16 protein-coding genes and 1 riboswitch are annotated in these 17,754 nt (G+C 76.5%); of the genes, 9 read left to right on the top strand and 7 right to left on the bottom strand.

Annotated elements, in window-relative coordinates:
- Positions 1 to 45 precede the first annotated feature (45 nt).
- From cobN to ACI79X_RS17820, 3 genes are all read right to left on the bottom strand, one after another.
- Positions 46 to 3,672 (bottom strand): cobaltochelatase subunit CobN, encoded by a 3,627-nt coding sequence (cobN, locus tag ACI79X_RS17830; RefSeq protein ID WP_457026753.1) that lies wholly within the window; start codon positions 3,670 to 3,672, stop codon positions 46 to 48.
- 52 nt (positions 3,673 to 3,724) lie between these two features.
- Positions 3,725 to 3,792, bottom strand: a riboswitch (cobalamin riboswitch).
- Between the two features lie 59 nt (positions 3,793 to 3,851).
- A complete protein-coding gene (locus tag ACI79X_RS17825; RefSeq protein ID WP_457026752.1) occupies positions 3,852 to 4,241 on the bottom strand; it encodes a YunG family protein in 390 nt (129 codons plus the stop codon).
- A gap of 65 nt (positions 4,242 to 4,306) precedes the next feature.
- On the bottom strand, positions 4,307 to 4,936 hold the full coding sequence (locus ACI79X_RS17820; protein WP_457026751.1) for a TetR/AcrR family transcriptional regulator: 630 nt from the start codon (positions 4,934 to 4,936) through the stop codon (positions 4,307 to 4,309).
- A 58-nt stretch (positions 4,937 to 4,994) separates the two neighbouring features.
- Between ACI79X_RS17820 and ACI79X_RS17815 the strand changes: the two genes are divergently transcribed.
- On the top strand, positions 4,995 to 5,696 hold the full coding sequence (locus tag ACI79X_RS17815; protein WP_457026750.1) for a hemerythrin domain-containing protein: 702 nt from the start codon (positions 4,995 to 4,997) through the stop codon (positions 5,694 to 5,696).
- A complete protein-coding gene (locus ACI79X_RS17810; RefSeq protein WP_457026749.1) occupies positions 5,693 to 6,145 on the top strand; it encodes a nitroreductase family deazaflavin-dependent oxidoreductase in 453 nt (150 codons plus the stop codon). Before ACI79X_RS17815 ends, ACI79X_RS17810 begins: the two co-directional genes overlap by 4 nt.
- Before the next feature lie 4 nt (positions 6,146 to 6,149).
- Here the strand turns inward: ACI79X_RS17810 and ACI79X_RS17805 are convergent, their stop codons facing one another.
- Positions 6,150 to 8,015, bottom strand: coding sequence for an ABC transporter ATP-binding protein (locus ACI79X_RS17805; protein ID WP_457026818.1), 1,866 nt, complete (start codon positions 8,013 to 8,015; stop codon positions 6,150 to 6,152).
- 95 nt (positions 8,016 to 8,110) lie between these two features.
- Positions 8,111 to 8,440, bottom strand: a complete 330-nt coding sequence (locus ACI79X_RS17800) for a tetratricopeptide repeat protein (protein WP_457026748.1) — start codon at positions 8,438 to 8,440, stop codon at positions 8,111 to 8,113.
- Between the two features lie 154 nt (positions 8,441 to 8,594).
- Between ACI79X_RS17800 and ACI79X_RS17795 the strand changes: the two genes are divergently transcribed.
- The 3 genes from ACI79X_RS17795 to cobG are packed head-to-tail and all read left to right on the top strand — an operon-like array spanning position 8,595 to position 11,479.
- Positions 8,595 to 9,323: a DUF4383 domain-containing protein gene (locus tag ACI79X_RS17795; RefSeq protein ID WP_457026747.1), complete on the top strand. Its 729-nt coding sequence runs from the start codon at positions 8,595 to 8,597 to the stop codon at positions 9,321 to 9,323.
- Positions 9,324 to 9,350: 27 nt separating this feature from the next.
- Positions 9,351 to 10,292 carry a pyridoxal-phosphate dependent enzyme gene (locus tag ACI79X_RS17790; RefSeq protein ID WP_457026746.1) on the top strand — a complete coding sequence of 314 codons (942 nt, stop codon included), beginning with the start codon at positions 9,351 to 9,353 and terminating at the stop codon, positions 10,290 to 10,292.
- Between the two features lie 29 nt (positions 10,293 to 10,321).
- Positions 10,322 to 11,479 carry a precorrin-3B synthase gene (cobG, locus tag ACI79X_RS17785; protein ID WP_457026745.1) on the top strand — a complete coding sequence of 386 codons (1,158 nt, stop codon included), beginning with the start codon at positions 10,322 to 10,324 and terminating at the stop codon, positions 11,477 to 11,479.
- 26 nt (positions 11,480 to 11,505) lie between these two features.
- Here cobG and ACI79X_RS17780 read toward each other — a convergent pair whose 3' ends face one another.
- Positions 11,506 to 12,684: a glucose-1-phosphate adenylyltransferase family protein gene (locus ACI79X_RS17780; RefSeq protein WP_457026744.1), complete on the bottom strand. Its 1,179-nt coding sequence runs from the start codon at positions 12,682 to 12,684 to the stop codon at positions 11,506 to 11,508.
- Positions 12,685 to 12,747: 63 nt separating this feature from the next.
- Here ACI79X_RS17780 and ACI79X_RS17775 point away from each other — a divergent pair, with 63 nt between their 5' ends.
- Genes ACI79X_RS17775 through ACI79X_RS17765 form a run of 3 tightly spaced genes read left to right on the top strand, consistent with a single transcriptional unit; the run spans position 12,748 to position 16,138 of the window.
- Complete coding sequence (locus tag ACI79X_RS17775) at positions 12,748 to 13,368, top strand: precorrin-8X methylmutase (protein ID WP_457026743.1); 621 nt, start codon at positions 12,748 to 12,750, stop codon at positions 13,366 to 13,368.
- The gene (locus tag ACI79X_RS17770) at positions 13,365 to 14,873 is read left to right on the top strand and encodes a precorrin-2 C(20)-methyltransferase (protein WP_457026742.1); all 1,509 of its coding nucleotides are present in this window, start codon (positions 13,365 to 13,367) and stop codon (positions 14,871 to 14,873) included. The genes ACI79X_RS17775 and ACI79X_RS17770 overlap by 4 nt, the downstream gene beginning before the upstream one ends.
- A 20-nt stretch (positions 14,874 to 14,893) precedes the next feature.
- Complete coding sequence (locus tag ACI79X_RS17765) at positions 14,894 to 16,138, top strand: MFS transporter (RefSeq protein WP_457026741.1); 1,245 nt, start codon at positions 14,894 to 14,896, stop codon at positions 16,136 to 16,138.
- A 10-nt stretch (positions 16,139 to 16,148) separates the two neighbouring features.
- On the opposite strand, the gene ACI79X_RS17760 is transcribed toward ACI79X_RS17765, so the two are convergent.
- Entirely contained in the window at positions 16,149 to 16,727 is a 579-nt protein-coding gene (locus tag ACI79X_RS17760) for a hypothetical protein (protein WP_457026740.1), read from the bottom strand.
- Between the two features lie 72 nt (positions 16,728 to 16,799).
- On the opposite strand from ACI79X_RS17760, the gene ACI79X_RS17755 reads away from it, so the two are divergent.
- Positions 16,800 to 17,754: DUF222 domain-containing protein (locus ACI79X_RS17755; RefSeq protein WP_457026739.1), on the top strand; the 955-nt coding region annotated here is incomplete at its 3' end.

Genomic DNA, 17,754 nt, shown 5'->3' with positions numbered 1-17,754 from the left:
TCCGATCCCGCACCGCGCGCCGTCACGCTGCGTGCCGGAAGACGCTCAGGCGGATGCCCCCGACTGCGCCGGCGTCTCCCCGCCCTCGAGGTCGCCCTCGGTGTCCAGGTAGGCCTGCCGCAGCCCGGCCAGCAGCTCCGGGTCCGGCTCGGCCCACATGCCCCGGTCGACGGCCTCCAGCAGCCGCTCGGCGATCCCGTGCAGCGCCCACGGGTTCGAGCGCTCCATGAACTCGCGGTTCTCCGGGTCGAGCACGTAGGTCTCGGTGAGCTTCTCGTACATCCAGTCGGCCACCACGCCGGTCGTGGCGTCGTAGCCGAACAGGTAGTCGACCGTGGCCGCCAGCTCGAAGGCGCCCTTGTAGCCGTGCCGGCGCATCGCCGACAGCCACTTCGGGTTGACCACCCGCGCCCGGAACACCCGCGAGGTCTCCTCGGTGAGCGACCGGGTGCGCACCTGCTCCGGCCGGGTCGAGTCGCCGATGTAGGCCGCCGGCGCACGCCCGGTCAGCGCGCGGACCGTCGCGACCATCCCGCCGTGGTACTGGAAGTAGTCGTCGGAGTCGGCGATGTCGTGCTCGCGGGTGTCGACGTTCTTCGCCGCCACGGCGATCCGCCGGTACGCCGCCTCCATGTCCGGCCGGGCCTGCACGCCGTCGAGGTCGCGGCCGTACGCGTAGCCGCCCCACACCGCGTACACCTCGGCGAGGTCGGCGTCGCCGCGCCAGTCGCGCGAGTCGATGAGCGAGAGCAGGCCCGCCCCGTAGGCGCCGGGCTTGGAGCCGAACACCCGGGCGGTGGCCCGCCGCCGGTCGCCGTGCCCGGCGACGTCGGCCTCGACGTGCGCCCGCACGAAGTTGTCGGCGTCGGGCTCGTCGAGGCCGGCGACCAGCGTGACGGCGTCGTCGAGCATGGTCACCACATGCGGGAAGGCGTCCCGGAAGAAGCCCGAGATGCGCACGGTGACGTCGATCCGGGGCCGGCCGAGCTCGTCGAGCGGCACCGGCTCCAGCGACGTCACCCGCCGCGAGGCGTCGTCCCACACCGGGCGGACGCCGAGCAGCGCCAGCACCTCGGCGACGTCGTCGCCGGAGGTCCGCATCGCCGAGGTCCCCCACACCGACAGCCCCACCGAGCGCGGCCACTCCCCCGTGTCGGCGCGGTAGCGCTCGAGCAGCGAGTCGGCCATCGCCTGGCCGGTTTCCCACGCCAGCCGCGAGGGCACCGCGCGCGGGTCGACCGAGTAGAAGTTGCGGCCGGTCGGCAGCACGTTGACCAGCCCGCGCAGCGGCGAGCCCGACGGCCCGGCCGGCACGTAGCCGCCGTCGAGGGCGTGCAGCGTGGCGTCGAGCTCGTCGGTGGTGCGCTCCAGCCGCGGCACCACCTCGTCGACGGCGAAGCGCAGCACGGCGGCCACGCCCTCGTCCTCGCGCCCGAGCACCTCGCGCACGACCGGGCCGACGGCACCGATCGTCCAGCCGGCGTCCTCCATACCCGCGACCAGCGCGTGCGCCTGCGACTCGACCAGATCGGTGGCCACGCGCCCGGCCGAGCCGTCCTCGGTCAGCCCCAGCGCCTCGCGCAGCCCCGGCAGCGCCACGGCACCGCCCCAGATCTGCCGCGCGCGCAGCATCGCGAGCACCAGGTCCACCCGGTCGGAGCCCGACGGCGGGACGCCGAGCACGTGCAGGCCGTCGCGGATCTGCGAGTCCTTGATCTCACAGAGCCAGCCGTCGACGTGCAGGATCATCTCGTCGAAGTGGTCGTCCTCCGGCCGCTCGGCCAGGCCCAGGTCGTGGTCGAGCTTCGCGGCCTGCAGCAGCGTCCAGATCTGCGCCCGGACGGCGGGCAGCTTCGCCGGGTCCATCGCGGCCACGTTGGCGTGCTCGTCGAGCAGCTGCTCCAGCCGCGCGATGTCGCCGTAGGAGTCGGCGCGCGCCATCGGCGGCACCATGTGGTCGACCAGCGTGGCGTGGGCGCGGCGCTTGGCCTGCGACCCCTCGCCCGGGTCGTTGACGAGGAACGGGTAGACCAGCGGCAGGTCGCCGATCGCGGCGTCGGGGCCGCAGGAGGCCGACAGCCCCACGGTCTTGCCCGGCAGCCACTCCATGTTGCCGTGCTTGCCGACGTGCACCAGCGCGTGCGCGCCGAACACCGACCGCAGCCACCAGTAGGCGGCGAGGTAGTGGTGCGAGGGCGGCAGGTCGGGGTCGTGGTAGATCGCGATCGGGTTCTCGCCGAAGCCGCGCGGCGGCTGCACCATCACGACGACGTTCCCGGCCCGCAGCGCGGCGAAGACGATGGCCCGGTCGTCCCCGGAGCCGTCCACGAACAGGGAGCCGGGCGCCTCGCCCCAGTGCGACACCATCGCCTCGCGGAGGTCCTCCGGCAGGGTGTCGAAGAAGCGCCGGTACTCCGCGGCCGGGATGCGCACCGGGTTGCCCGACAGCTGCTCCTCGGTCAGCCAGTCGGCGTCCTGCCCGCCCGCGGCGATGAGCGCGTGGAACAGCGCGTCGCCGTCGAGGTCGGCCACGCCGGGCAGCGCGTCGGGCCCGTCGAACGGGCCGATGTCGTAGCCCTGCCCCTGCATGGCGGCCAGCAGCCGCACCACCGACGCCGGGGTGTCCAGGCCGACGGCGTTGCCGATCCTCGCGTGCTTGGTCGGGTAGGCCGACAGCATCAGCACGATGCGGCGCTGGGCGGGCGGGGTGTGCCGCAGCCGGGCGTGGGCCACCGCGGTGCCGGCCACCCGCGCCGCCCGCTCGGGGTCGGCGACGTAGTGGGTGAGGCCGTCGGCGTCGGTCTCCTTGAAGGAGAACGGCACGCTGATCAGCCGGCCGTCGAACTCGGGGATGGCCACCTGGTTGCCGACGTCGAGCGGCGAGAGGCCGTCGTCGTCGGCGAGCCACTCCGCGCGCGGGCGGGTCAGGCACAGCCCCTGCACCACCGGCACGTCGAGCGCGGCGAGCTGGCCGACGTCCCAGGCGCCGTCGTCGCCACCGGCCTGCGCGGTCGCCGGCCGCGAGCCGCCGGCGGCGAGCACCGTGACGACGAGCGCGTCGGCGGTGCGCAGCACGTCGAGCAGGTCGTCGGGGACGCTGCGCAGCGAGCTCACGAACACCGGCAGCGCCTGCCCGCCGGCGTCCTCGACGGCGCCGCAGAGCGCCTCGACGAACGCGGTGTTCCCGGCCAGGTGGTGGGCCCGGTAGTAGAGGACGGCGATCCGCGGGCCGCCGGTCGTGCGCGCCGCCCGCTCCAGCACGCCCCAGTCCGGGGCCACCGACGGCGGCTCGAAGCCCTCGCCGGTGAGCAGCACGGTGTCGGAGAGGAAGCGGTGCAGCTGGACGAGGTTGTCCGGCCCGCCCTGCGCCAGGTAGCCGTGCGCCTCGGTGGCCACGCCCATCGGGACGGTGGACAGCTCCATCAGCTCGGCGTCGGGCACCTGCTCCCCGCCGAGGACGACGACCGGCGCGGGCCCGGCCAGCAGCGGGGCGAGCATCTCCTCGTACTGCCGCCGCACGCCCAGGATCCGGACGACGACGAGCTCCGCCCCCTCGGTCAGCGCCGCGATGCCGTCGGGGCCGAGCCGGACGGGGTTGCCCAGCCGCCAGCCGCCGCCGCTGGCGCGGGCGGAGAGCAGGTCGGTGTCACTGGTGGAGAGCAGGACGAACACGATGGGTCCTCACTCGGGGTCCGCGCCCCGGGTCGTCGGGCACGGCAGCCGGAGTGTCTGGCTCCCCCGGTCGCCCGGGGTCACAGTGGCGGGACCGCGCCGGTCTCCCACCGGCTTCCTGCACGCACTGCCGTGAACGAGCCGACCGTACCGCCCGCCCCGCCGGGCGCCCGGCACCTCTAGCCGGGCACCTCGCCCAGCCGCGTGAGCACCGCCGCGCGCAGCCGCAGGTACTGGTCGGCGGCGTAGCGGGGCAGCCCGGGCGGCCGGGCGACGACGCGCGGCGGCTGGACCGTCTCGGTGGCCGTGAACTGCTCCAGCGTGAGGTCGACCTCCCGCCCGTCGGGCAGCCGGTTCCACCAGTGCACGCCCTGCCGCGAGCCGTCGGGGTGCAACACCTCGGCCAGCAGCAGCTCCCCGCCGAACAGGTCGTGCACCAGCAGGGCGGTGGGGCCGCACTGCCCGCGCGCGGGGTTCACCGGCGTCCAGTCGGCCAGGTCGGCCGGGTCGCAGGTCTCCCGGCACCAGGCGGCGCGGACGGCGGCGGTCACCTCGTCGAGCGTGGGCACGGGCGGCACCCTGCCAGCCGGGGACGACGCGGGGACGACGCGGGGACGACGCGGGGACGACGCGGTCAGCGCAGCAGCAGCCGCTCGACCGCGCCGGGGAGCCAGTCGGCGTAGCGCTGCGGCGGCCAGCCGCAACCGCGGATGAGCCGGGACTGGGTCTGCGGGGAGAAGACCGACCAGAAGACGTCGACGGCGGACTCCAGGTCGAGGTCCTCGCGCAGGTCGTCGGCGAGGGCCCGCACCAGCACGGTCATGTCGGCGCGCCGCCGCCGCTCGTACTCGGCGTAGGGCCCGGCCACCTCGGGGTCGGCCGCGGCCGCCGCCGCGAAGGCGTCCTGCACGGCGAGCGTGCCGGCCGCGGTCTCCGAGGCCAGCCGGTGCAGGGCGGCCAGCCGCCCGGCCCGGTCGGGGGCGGCCAGCAGGTCGGCGAACGGGCCGAGCTCGCGGACCGCCCGCTCCTCGTCGCTGCCGACCAGCGCCCGGTCGACGCAGGCCAGCAGCAGCGCGGCCTTCCCGCCCTGGGCGAAGACCGTGGGCACCGAGACCCCGGCCGCCTCGGCGACCTCCCGCATGGTCGTGGCCGCGTAGCCCCGCTCGAGGAAGCAGCGGGTGGCCGCCTCCAGCACCTGCACACGGGTGCGCCGCGCCTGCTCCTGCCGAAGATCGGAGCGGTAGACCCTCTTGCCCTCGGTCACCGGTTCACCATACCGTTCCGCTGTTCGTCTGACCGCGACTCAAGTGAAAGGACGACCGGTGACCACCACACACCCCGTGCAGATCCGTCTCGAGGGCCAGGCCGCGGCCCCCGACGGCCCCATCGACCTCGTGGGCATGTTCGTCATGCACCGCGGCTTCCGGCGCGACCTCGAGGCGTTCGCCGCGGTCGTCCCGACGGTCCCGGTGTCCGACCGGGCCCGCTGGCGGAGGCTGTCCCGCCGCTTCGCGCGCTTCGCCCGCTACCTGCACGCCCACCACTCCGGCGAGGACGCCGGGCTGTGGCCGCTGCTCGCCGAGCGGGGTGCCGACCCGGCCGTGCTCGACGCCCTGGAGGCCGAGCACGCGGGCATCGACCCGGCACTGGCCGCCGTCGCCGCGGGCCTGCGGGAGCTGGCCGCCGGCCACGGGGACGCCGCCACCCGCGCCGAGCTCGCCGCCCAGGCGGTCGCCCTCCGCGACGGGCTGGCCGCCCACCTCGCGCACGAGGAGGGCGACGGCATGGAGCAGGTGCAGCGGCACCTCACCCCCGAGGACTGGGACCGGCTCGAGCGCGAGGTGTTCTCGGAGGAGTACCGCGCGCACGAGATGCTCGGCGCGCTGGGCTGGACCGTGTCGGCGATCCCCGACGAGGTGGTCGACCGGCTGCCCGTGCCGCACCCGGCGATGCTCGCCGTCGCCCGGTTCCTCGGCCGCCGCGCCGCCCGCGCCGACGCCCGGACCTTCGGGACCGCCCGGTGACCGCCACCCTGTCGGCCGGCGACCGCGCCCTGACGGTCGTGTCCCGCCGGGTCGCCGCGCTGCACACCGCGCTGCTGCGCCGCACCGGCGGCCGCCTCGGCAACCGGTTCCGCGGCGGCGACGTCGTCCTGGTGACCTGCCGCGGCCGCGTGTCCGGGCAGCCGCGCACCACCCCGCTGCTGCACGTGCGCGACGGGGAGGACGTCGTCGTCGCCGCGTCCAACGGCGGCATCGACGCCGAGCCGCAGTGGTGGCGCAACCTGCAGGCCGACCCGCGCGGGGAGGTCGAGGTGCGCGGCCGGCGCTGGGCGGTCACCGCGAGCGAGGTCGACGACGCCGACCGCCCCCGGCTCTGGGCCGCGCTGAGCGCCCGGTTCGACGGGTACGACGGCTACCAGGCGAGGGTGTCCCGCCGGATCGCCGTGGTGCGGCTGTCCCCCGCGGGCTGAGCGGTCAGGCGGGCACCGGCTGCCCGAACTGGGTGCGGTACAGCTCGGCGTAGCGGCCGCCGAGGGCGAGCAGTTCCTCGTGCCGGCCGCGCTCCACCACCCGGCCGCGCTCGAGCACGAGGATCTGGTCGGCGGCGCGCACGGTGGACAGGCGGTGGGCGATGACGATCGCCGTCCGGCCCTCCAGCGCCTCGTCCAGCGCCTCCTGAACGGCCGCCTCGCTGGTGGCGTCGAGGTGCGCCGTCGCCTCGTCGAGCAGCACCACCCGCGGGCGGGCGAGCAGCAGCCGGGCGATGGTCAGCCGCTGCCGCTCGCCGCCGGAGAAGCGGTAGCCGCGCTCGCCGACGACGGTGTCCAGGCCCTCGGGCAGCGCCCGCACCAGGTCACCCAGCCGCGCCCGGTCGAGGGCGTCGAGGAGCTCGGCATCGGTCGCGTCAGGGGCGGCGAGCCGCAGGTTGTCCCGCAGCGACTCGTGGAACAGGTGCCCGTCCTGGGTGACCAGGCCGATCGTGGCGCGGATCGAGTCGGCGGTCAGGTCGCGCACGTCGACCCCGCCGAGCCGCACGGCGCCCGCGTCGACGTCGTACAACCGCGGCAACAGCGAGGCGATCGTGGACTTGCCGGCGCCGGAGGACCCGACGATCGCCAGCACCTCGCCCGGCCGCACGGTGAACGAGACGTCGTGCAGCACGTCGACGCCGCCGCGGCCGTCGAGCCGGGCGACGTCCTCCAGCGAGGCCAGCGAGACGCGGTCGGCGGCCGGGTAGGCGAAGGTGACGCCGTCGAGCTCCACCGCGACCGGTCCGTCGGGGACGGCGACCGCGCCGGGCCGCTCGCGCACCAGCGGGACCAGGTCGAGCACCTCGAACACCCGCTCGAAGCTGACCAGCGCCGAGGCGACGTCGACCCGCGCGCTGGCCAGCGCGGTCAGCGGCGCGTAGAGCCGGGTGAGCAGCAGCGCCAGCGCGACGACGGCGCCCGGGTCGAGGTCGCCGCGCAGCGCGGAGGCGCCCCCGACGCCGTAGACCAGCGCGAGCGCGAGCGCCGACACCAGCGTCAGCGCGCTGATGAACGCCCACTGCACCATCGCCGTCCGGACGCCGACGTCGCGCACCGCCCGGGCCCGCGCGGCGAACCGCGCCGACTCCGCCGCGGGCCGGCCGTACAGCTTGACCAGCGTGGCGCCGGGCGCGGAGAAGCGCTCCGTCGTCTGGCCGGTCATGGCCGCGTTGGCCTCGGCGGCCACCCGGCGCAGGTCGGCCAGCTGCCGGCCGATGCGTCGCGCGGGCAGCAGGAACACCGGCAGCAGGAGCAGCGCCGGCACCGTGACCTGCCACGACAGCGTGAGCATCGCGACGAGCGCGAGCAGCAGCGTCACGGTGTTGCTGACGATCCCGGACAGGGTGTCGCTGAAGGCGCGCTGGGCCCCGAGCACGTCGTTGTCGAGCCGGGACACCAGCGCGCCGGTGCGCGTGCGGGTGAAGAAGGCCACCGGCATCCGCTGCACGTGGTCGAAGACGGTGGTGCGCAGGTCGAGGATCAGCCCCTCGCCGAGCGTCGCCGACAGCCACCGGCCCAGCAGGCCCAGCGCCGTCCCCGCCAGGGCGAGGACGGCGATGAGCAGGGCCAGCCGGACGACGGTGCCGGTGTCGCCGCCGTCGACGATCGCGTCGACCACCCGCCCGGCCAGCAGCGGCGTGGCGATGGCGAGCACCGCCTCGACGACGCCGACCGCCACGTAGGCGGTGATCCGCGCGCGGTGCGGCCGGGCGTGGGTCAGCACGCGCCGCAGGGTCGCCCGGCTGATCGCCCGCCGGTCGGACCGCGCGTGGGACGCCCGCGAGAGCGCCGACCACGCCGTCATCTCCATGCTCACGCGGCGACGCTAGGACCTCAGGTCGACTTCAGGTCAACCTGTTTCGCCGGAACGGCAAGGACGGTCGGGCGCCGGTCCGGTGAGGACGGTCAGGCGGCGCCGAGGGCGTCGGCCATCCGGTGGTGCGGCACGGCCTCGTCGCCGCGGCTCTGCCGCTCGAGGGTGCGGGCCAGCGCGCGGCGGGCCCACCCGTTGGCGGGGGCCAGCTCGACCAGCCGGTGCAGCGCGTCCTCGGCCCGCTGCAGCTGCGCCGAGCCGAAGTAGCTGCGCGCCAGGAGCTCCAGCGCCGCCTCGTTGCCCGGCTCGGCCGCCACGAGCGGCTCCAGGATCCGCGCGGCCTCGACCGGCTGTCCCATCGAGAAGAACAGGTCGGCGCGCAGGTAGTCGGAGTGCAGGTCGGTCTCGAACGGCTGGGTCACGCCGACGGAACGGCGCGGGGCCCTCCGCTCTTCCCGGGACCGCGACACGCCCGGCGGACGAACGGACGAGGAAGGACGGAACCAACTGCATCCAGGCGCCATCCGGTTGGGAACAACCGGTGTCAGCAGTCCTCCACCCCGAGGGAGCACGACCATGGCCCTGTCGCTGCACCGCCACCGGACCGCCGACCGCGCATCGGCGAGCACGCGCCCGCAGACCCCGCCGCGCGCCCCGGAGGAACCCGGCAATCGCGTCCTCGTGGTGCACCGCACCGGCGCGTTCGTCGTCGCCGGCGTCATCGCCGTCTTCGGCGTCCTCGGGCTCGCCAACGGCCTGGACTTCTTCTCCACCGACGGCGAGCGGATCCTGGGGCTGTCCTCCAACGGCCTGCTGTCGACGATCTCGCTGGTCACCGCCGCGGTGCTGGTCTTCTCCGCGTTCCGCAGCCCGCGCACCGCCTCGACGGTGATGATCGTCATCGGCGTGCTGTTCCTGGTGTCGGCGCTGGCCAACCTGGCCGTGCTCAACACCCAGCTCAACGTCCTGGCCTTCGGCCTGAGCAACGTCGGCTTCTCCGTCGTCGCCGGGCTCGTGCTGCTGTTCGTCGGTGCCTACGGCCGGGTCAGCGGCAACCTGCCGCCCGACAGCCCCTACGCCCGCGAGCGAAACGACGACGTGTCGCCGGTCTCGCCCGACGAGTACCCCTCGACGCCGGCCGAGTTCGCCGCCGAGCGGGCCATGCGCGAGGCCGAGGTCGCCGTCGTCCAGCACGTCGCCTCCTTCGAGCAGCGCCGCCGGGTCGACGCGATGGCCAAGGTGCAGACCCGCAGGGAGCGCCGCGAGGTCTGGATGTCCTTCGACCGCGCCCGCCGCGACGCCTGACCCCGCGGGGACCGGCACGATGCCCGCGTGACGGTCCCCCTCTCGTCCTGGCCCACCCCCCTGCACCCGGCGCCGCGGCTGTCCGCGGCGCTGGGTCTCGGGACCGGCGACCTCGTCGTCAAGCGCGACGACCTCACCGACCTCGGCGGCGGCAACAAGGTGCGCAAGCTCGAGCACCTCGCCGCCGAGGCGCTGGCCGCGGGCGCCACCGTCCTGGTCACCTCGGGCGGCGTGCAGAGCAACCACGCCCGGATGACCGCCGGGGCCGCCGCCCGGCTCGGCCTGCGGTCGGTGCTCGTGCTCGGCGGCGCCCCGTCGGCGCAGCGGCCGGGGAACCTCGCGCTCGACGCGGCGCTCGGCGCCCGCGTCGTCGTGGTGCCGGACCCCGCCGGCGTGGAGGAGCGGGTGGCGGCGGTGGCCGAGGAGCTGCGGGCCGACGGCGAGGTGCCCGCCGTCCTCCCGCTCGGCGGCTCGTCGGCCACCGGCGCCCGCGGCTACCTCGCCTGCGCCGCGGAGCTCGAGGAGCAGGCGCCCGGCGCCCGGCACGTGGTGGTGGCCGTCGGGTCGGGCGGCACGATGGCCGGCCTGGTCGCCGGGCTCGGCGCGGACCGCGTGCTCGGCGTCGACGTCGGCGCGGTGCCCGACCCGGCCGAGCGGGTGGCCGGCCTGGTGACGGCGCTCGGCGCGTCCCCGGACGGGCTGCGCCTGCGCCGGGACCAGGTGGGCGACGGCTACGGCGCCCGCACCGACGCCGCCGTCCGGGCGCTGCGCACCGCCGCCCGCACCGAGGGCCTGCTGCTCGACCCCGTCTACACCGCGAAGGCACTGGCGGGGCTGGCCGCCGCGGTGGCCGACGGCTCGGTCCGGCCCGGCGAGCCGACGGTGTTCGTGCACACCGGCGGGCTGCCGGGGCTGTTCGGGCACCCGGTCGCCGCCGAGCTCGCCGGGGAGGCGCTCGGGGCGTCCTGACCCGCGCGCGACGTAGCCTCGCGGGCGCGATGTCCTCCCCGACGACGACCCCCCGCTCCCGCGCCGACGCCTGCCCCGGCGCGCTCCAGACGCACCCCGCCGCCGACGGCGAACTCGCCCGCGTGCGCGTCCCCGGCGGCCTGCTGACCGCTGCGCAGCTGCGCGCCCTCGCCGCCGCCGCCCGCGGCCTCGGCTCCGGCGCGCTGGAGATGACCAGCCGCGGCAACCTGCAGCTGCGCGGCCTGGCCCCGGCCGACGTCCCCCGGCTGGGCGAGTCGCTCGCCGCCGCGGGCCTGCTGCCGAGCGAGACGCACGAGCGGGTGCGCAACGTGCTGGCCAGCGTGCTCACCGGCCGCGCCGGCGGGCTGCTCGACGCCCGGCTGTGGGTGGCCGCCCTCGACGACGGGCTCCGGGCCGACCCGTCGCTGGCGGACCTGCCCGGCCGGTACCTGGCCACCCTGGACGACGGCCGCGGCGACGTCAGCGGCCTCGGTGGCGACGTCGGCCTGCTGGCGCTCCCGGACGGCGGGGTCGCCCTGCTGCTCGGCGGCGCCGACAGCGGGCTGCGCGCCCGCCCGGACGACGCCGTGGGCCTGCTGCTGACCGCCACCCGCGCCCTCCTCGCCGAGCGCGCGGCGCAGGGCGGCACCGCCTGGCGGCTGGCCGAGCTCGACGACGGCCCGGCCCGGGTGGCCGCCCGGCTGCCCGGGCCGCGGGTCGCGCCGGTCGCCGTCCCCGCCGCGCCGGAGACCGGGCCGGTCGGCGCGGAGACCCAGGCCGACGGGCGCACCGCGCTCATCGGCGCCGTCCCGCTCGGCCTGCTGTCCGCGGACCAGGCGGAGCTGCTGGCCTCGCTGACCGACGAGGTGCAGCTGACCCCGTGGCGCAGCGTCGTCGTGCCCGACCTCGCCGAGGACCGGGTGGACGACGCCGCCGTCGACCTGTTCCGCACCGGGATGGTCTTCGACGCCGAGAGCCCGTGGGCGCGGGTGACCGCCTGCGCCGGCCGGCCCGGCTGCGCGCGGTCGCTCGCCGACGTGCGCGCCGACGCCGCGGCCGCGGTCGCCGCCGGGACGGTGCCCGGCGACGTCCGCGTGCACTGGGCCGGCTGCGAGCGACGCTGCGGCCGGCCGCGCGGCGAGGTGCTCGACGTCGTCGCGACCCCGGAGGGCTACCGCGTCGGCTGAGGGGCCGATAGCGCTACGAAGGCTCCTCAGTCCTCGTCCGGGTCGGGGTAACGGGCGCCGGCCGGGACCTCCACGCCCTCGGGCACCTCGACCCGGCGGCCGAGCAGCGTGATCCCGCCGTCGCCGCCCACCGTGGCGCCGCCGCCGACGACGACCCCGTCGTCGACCACCGAGCGGGTCACCGTGGCGCCCGAGCGCACGCGCGCGCCGGGCAGCAGCACCGAGTCGACGACGGTCGCGCCGGCCTCGACCACGACGCCCGGTGAGAGCACCGAGCCGCGCACGTCGCCCGAGATCCGGGTGCCGCCGGACAGCAGGCTGTTCTCGATCTGGCCGTCGTCGAGGACCCGTGCGGCGCTGTGCCGGCCGCCGCGGGTGTGGATCGGCCAGCGCGGGGCGTCGAGGTCGATCGGCGGCTCGTCGGTGAGGAACTCCTGGTGCGCCGACCAGTACGAGTCCACCGTGCCGACGTCGCGCCAGTAGCCGCGCAGCGGGTACGCCCGCGCGCCGCCGTCGCGGGTCTGCGCCGGGAGCAGGTGGGTGCCGAGGTCCTCGAGCCCCTCCTCGCCGACCTCGGACTGCAGCTGCTCGAGCCGGTCGAGGGTCGGGCCCGGGTCGAAGACGAAGACCTCGTTGGTGGCGGTGGTGGTGGCCGGCTCGTCGGGCTTGTAGGCGTAGCCGGTGACCCGCTCGCCGTCGACCTCGACGATCCCGTAGCGCGCGGCGTCGTCGGCGGCGACCTCGGTGGTCACCATCGTCACCTCCGCGCCCGACTGCAGGTGCGCCTCGGCGACCTCGCGGTAGTCCAGCTCGTAGACGGCGTCGGCGCTGACGACGACGAGCGCGTCGGCGCCGAAGGCCCGGATCAGCTCGGCCTGCCGCCACAGCGAGTTCGCCGTCCCGGTGTTCCAGCCCCCGCGCTCGGTGCCCTGGAACGGCGGCAGCGTCATCAGCCCGCCGGTGGTGCGGTCGAGGTCCCAGGGCCGGCCGTTGGCGAGGTGGTCGGCCAGCGACGTCGGGTGCTGCTGGATGGACACCCAGACGTCGGGGATGCCCGAGTGCTGGCAGTTGCTCAGCGGGAAGTCGATGAGCCGGTAGACGCCCGCGAACGGGACGGCGGGCTTGGCGCGGTGCTCGGTCAGCAGCTGCAGGCGGCCGCCGGCGCCACCGGCGAGCACGAGGACGAGCAGTCGGGGGAGGGCCATGCCCCCGGGCTACCCGCCATGCCCCCGGCTACCCGGCCGGCGCGCGACGTAGCCTCCTGCCCGATGTACGAGTACGAGAAGGACGGCGCCGAGATCTACCGGCAGTCGTTCGCGACCATCCGCGCCGAGGCGGACCTGACCGGCCTGCCGGAGGACCTCGCCCGGGTGGTCGTGCGCATGATCCACGCCTGCGGCCAGGTCGATCTCGTGGCCGACGTGCTCGCCAGCGACGGCGTGGTGGCCGGCGCCCGCGCGGCCCTCGACGCCGGCGCGCCGGTGCTGTGCGACGCGCAGATGGTGGCCTCCGGCGTCACCCGGCGGCGCCTGCCGAAGGACAACGACGTCGTCTGCACCCTGAACGACCCGCGGGTGCCGGCGCTGGCCGCCGACCTCGGCACCACCCGCACCGCGGCGGCGCTGGAGCTGTGGCGCGACCGGCTCGACGGCGCCGTCGTCGCCATCGGCAACGCGCCCACCGCGCTGTTCCACCTGCTGGAGATGGTCGCCGCCGGCGCGCCCCGCCCGGCCGCCGTCCTCGGCGTCCCGGTCGGCTTCATCGGCGCCGCGGAGTCCAAGGAGGCGCTGGCCGCCTCCGACCTGCCCTCGCTCGTCGTACGGGGCCGGCGCGGCGGCAGCGCCATGACCGCCGCCGCGGTCAACGCGATCGCGAGCGACGTCGAGTGACGGGGCGCCTGTACGGCGTCGGGCTCGGCCCCGGCGACCCCGAACTGGTCACCGTCAAGGCGGCCCGGCTGATCGGCGCGGCCGACGTCGTCGCCTTCCACGCCGCCCGGCACGGCCGCTCGGTGGCCCGCGCGCTCGCCGAGCCCTACCTGCGCGCGGGGCAGGTCGAGGAGCTGCTGGTCTACCCGGTGACCACCGAGGGCACCGACCACCCCGGCGGTTACCAGGGCGCGATCGACGAGTTCTACGAGGCCGCCGCCGCCCGGCTGGCCGCCCACCTCGACGCCGGGCGCGACGTCGTCGTGCTCGCCGAGGGCGACCCGTTCTTCTACGGCTCCTACATGCACATGCACAAGCGGCTCGCGCACCGGTACCCGACCGAGGTGGTGCCGGGCGTGACCAGCGTCAGCGGCGCCGCCGCGGTCGTCGGGCGGCCGCTGGTCGAGCGCGACGAGGTGCTCACCGTGCTGCCCGGCACGCTGCCCGCCGACGAGCTGGCCGAGTGGCTGGCCACCACCGACTCCGCCGCGGTGATGAAGCTCGGCCGCACGTTCGGCCAGGTGCGCGAGGCGTTCGAGGCCGCGGGCGTGCTCGACCGGGCGGTCTACGTCGAGCGGGCCACCACCGACCGGCAGCGCACGATGCCGCTGGCCGACGTCGACCCGGGGACGGTCCCCTACTTCTCCCTCGCCCTGCTGCCCAGCCCGCTCACCGGGCCCGGCAACGCCCCGGCCGCCCCGGACGACGACGCGGACGACGACGCCGTGCGCGCCGGCGAGGTGGTCGTCGTGGGCCTGGGGCCGGGCGCCCGCGGCTGGACGACGCCGGAGGCCGCCGACGCGGTCGCCGCCGCCGACGACCTGGTCGGCTACGGCCCCTACCTCGACCGCGTGCCGGCCAACCCGCGGCAGGTGCGCCACGCCAGCGACAACCGGGTCGAGGCGCAGCGGGCCGCGCACGCGCTCGAGCTGGCCCGCGCCGGCCGCCGGGTGGCCGTGGTCTCCAGCGGCGACCCGGGCGTGTTCGCCATGGCCGCCGCGGTGCTGGAGGTGGCGGCGCAGCCCGAGCACGCCGGGGTCCGGGTGCGGGTGCTGCCCGGGCTGACCGCCGCGCAGGCGGTGGCCTCGCGCGTGGGGGCGCCGCTGGGCCACGACTTCGCCGTCGTCAGCCTCTCCGACGTCCTCAAGCCCCTCGACGTCGTCCTCGACCGGCTGCGCGCGGCCGCCGCGGCGGATCTGGTGATCGCGGTCTACAACCCGCGGTCGAAGGCGCGCCCCGACCAGCTCGGCAAGGCCCGGGAGACGCTGCTCGAGGTGCGCGACCCGGAGACCGTGGTGGTGGTCGGCCGCGACGTCGGCGGGCCGGAGGAGCGGGTCACGGTGACGACGCTCGGCGAGCTCGACCCGGAGACGGTCGACATGCGCTGCCTGGTCATCGTCGGCTCGTCCCAGACGCGGGTGACGCCGTCCGGGCAGGTGTACACCTCGCGCCGCTACCCCGGCTGACGGGAATGCCGGGAGGGTCGATGGCCTTGGCAACCGTCGTGCCCCACCTGCCGCGTCCCGCCGCCTTCTGGTCGGTGGCCGGGCTGCTCGTGGCGGTGCTGGCCGCCTCGGGCGTCCCGTCCCCGCTCTACCGCGTCTACCAGGAGGAGTTCGGCTTCGGCGCCGGCCTGCTCACGCTGGTGTTCGGCATCTACGCGTTCGCGCTGCTCGCCGCGCTGCTCGTCGTCGGGAGCCTGTCCGACCACGTGGGACGGCGGCCGGTGCTCGCCGCCGGCCTGCTGCTGCAGGCGGCCGCGATGGCGGTGTTCCTCGCGGCCGACGGCGTCGGCTGGCTGCTGACCGCGCGCACGCTGCAGGGCCTGTCGACCGGGGCGCTGACCGGGGCGCTCGGCGCGACGCTGCTGGACCTGCAGCGGCCCTCGGCCCGGCCGCTCGGCGCGCTGCTCAACAGCGTCTCCCCCGGCCTCGGGCTGGCGCTCGGCGCGATGGGCGCGGGGCTGGCCATCGAGGGCCTGGCCGAGCCGACGCCGTGGGTGTTCGGGGTGCTGACCGTGGTCTTCGTGCTCGGCGCCGGCCTGGCCTGGCTGCTGCCGGAGACCTCGCCGCGGGTGCCCGGCGCGCTCGCCTCGCTGCGCCCGCGGGTGGAGGTGCCGCGCCCGCAGCGTCGGGCGTTCGCCGTCGCGGTGCCCGCCCTGGTGGCGCTGTGGGCGATGGGCGGGCTGGTGCTCTCCCTCGGCCCGTCGCTGACCGCCGGCGTCTTCGGCGCGAGCGGCCACCTCGCCGGCAGCCTGCTCATCCTCTGCATGCAGGGCGCGGCCGCGGTCGGCGGCGTGCTCGCCCGCGACCTGGCGCCACGCCGGGCGATGGGCGGGGGCTGCCTGCTGTTCGCCGTCGCGGTCGGCGGGCTGCTCCTCGCGCTGGCCACGGGCGCGCTGTGGCTGTTCTTCGTCTCCTCGACGGTCGCCGGCCTGGGCTTCGGCGCCACCTTCCTCGGCGCGGTGGCCACGGTGACCGCCGGCGTCGCGCCCGGCCACCGCGCGGGCCTGCTGTCCAGCGTCTTCGTCGTCGGCTACCTGGCCTTCAGCATCCCGGCGATCGTCGCCGGGATCGTGTCCGGCTCGGTGGGCCTGCGGGCGACCGCGGAGGTCTACGGCGCGGTGGTGGTCCTGCTGGCGGTGGGCGCCGCGGTCGGGCTGCGGCTGTCGCACCGGCGGGCGCCCGCCGCGGCTCCCGCCGACGAGCCGTCGGAGCCGCTGGCCGCCTGAGGCCGGGAGGTCACCGGGCCACGTGGCCGGGTGGTGTGGCGTCCTCGTCGGGGGTGACGCACCGCGCCTCGAGTGCCGGCTCTGCGAGGACGCGGTCCACGAGCTCGGCCGGTCCGCCCAGGCAGCGCCAGTCGTCGTCCCACAGCCACGACAGGACCCACGAGCGGTCGGCCGGGAAGACCAGGTCGGGGCCGGGCGCGCGCCAGGACCACAGGTCGCGGCGCCACGCGGCCGCCTGGGCCGGGCCGGCGTGCACGAGGACGTAGGGCCAGGAGGAGTAGAGGCCCACCCGGGGCGCGTCGGGGAAGACCACGTCATCCGCGCCGGTGTCGAGGTAGCCCAGCCACCACGGACCCGGCGACCGTGCGGCCAGCAGGCGCAGCAGGAGGGCGACGTCCTCCTCCCGGCCCTGCCCCTTGTCCGGGACGACGACGGTCGCGTACGCCTCGAAGACCGGCGGGACGGCCGACGTGATGGTCCGGCCGATCGGCGTCGCCTCACGGATCCAGGCGACGTCCGAGTCCGTGCCGATCCGCCACTCCCGGCCGTCCTTGCGGCGGGTGACCGGAGCGCTGCCGGAGAGGTCCACCGGAGCAGGATGCCCCGTCCGACCCCCTGTTGACTTGCCGTTCCTGTCGTACCCCGGCTCTAGGTTGGGGTCATGTCGGCGGGCGCGGAACACGTGTCGCCGGTCGAGCGCGGCCTGGCCGGGCTGCTGATCGAGCGGCCGGTGCGGATCGGGCGGTTGCCGGTGGCGGTGCTCTCCGACGCCCAGGCCGCCGCGGAGCTGGCGCGGGTGCAGGCGCGCAAGGCGATGGACGCCGCCTACGAGGCGGAGCTGGTGCTGCGGCTGGCCCAGACCCGCCCCGCCGACCTCGACCCGCCGCCCGGCAGCCCGGGTGCGCGGTCGGGGTCGTGGGCGCCGGATCCCGAGCTGCCCGGGGTGTCGGAGTTCTTCACCGCCGAGCTGGCAGTGGTCCTCAACGTCGGCCGGCCCACCGCCGCCACGCTGGCGAAGCGGGCGTGGACCTACCGGGAGAGCCTGCCCGCCACCTGGGCCGCGCTGGCCGCCGGGGAGCTGGACGAGCGCCGGGCGATGGTGCTGGTCGACGTGCTGCAGTGGACCAACCCCGTACTGGCCCGACAGGTCGAGGCCCGCCTGCTGCCGCACGCCACCGGCTGGACGACGCGCACCCTGCGCCGACGGGCGACGGAGCTGCTGCTGGACCTCGACCCCGACGCCGTGGAGCGCAAGAAGGACGACGCGAAGCAGACCGCCGACGTCCGCGTCGTCCCCTCCGCGCAGGACGGCATGGCGACGATGACCGCCGAGCACCCCGCGGAGGTCGCCGCCGCCTGCATGGAGGTCATCGAACGGCTGGCGCGGCTGGCCAAGGACGCCGGCGACCCCCGGCCCATCAGCGAGATCCGCACCGAGGTCCACGCCGCCCTCATCCTGCGGCCCGGCGACCCGGACCGGCCGGCGGTCACCGCACACCTGCAGATCATCGCCACCCTCGCCGCGCTCACCGGCCAGACCACCGAACCGGGCGAGGTGAACGGGCAGCCGATCACCGCCGCCCACCTGCGCGAGCTGCTCGCCCAGCTCGACGCCC

This window comes from Geodermatophilus sp. SYSU D01119 (assembly GCF_054049975.1).
This window is presented reverse-complemented; position numbering and strand designations above follow the sequence as displayed.

Coding starts and splice junctions, on each gene's coding strand:
- cobG (WP_457026745.1), top strand. CDS start 10,322: ATGTCCTCCCCGACGACGACCCCCCGCTCCCGCGCCGACGCCTGCCCC.
- ACI79X_RS17795 (WP_457026747.1), top strand. CDS start 8,595: ATGGCCCTGTCGCTGCACCGCCACCGGACCGCCGACCGCGCATCGGCG.
- ACI79X_RS17775 (WP_457026743.1), top strand. CDS start 12,748: ATGTACGAGTACGAGAAGGACGGCGCCGAGATCTACCGGCAGTCGTTC.
- ACI79X_RS17765 (WP_457026741.1), top strand. CDS start 14,894: ATGGCCTTGGCAACCGTCGTGCCCCACCTGCCGCGTCCCGCCGCCTTC.
- ACI79X_RS17805 (WP_457026818.1), bottom strand. CDS start 8,015: ATGGAGATGACGGCGTGGTCGGCGCTCTCGCGGGCGTCCCACGCGCGG.
- ACI79X_RS17780 (WP_457026744.1), bottom strand. CDS start 12,684: ATGGCCCTCCCCCGACTGCTCGTCCTCGTGCTCGCCGGTGGCGCCGGC.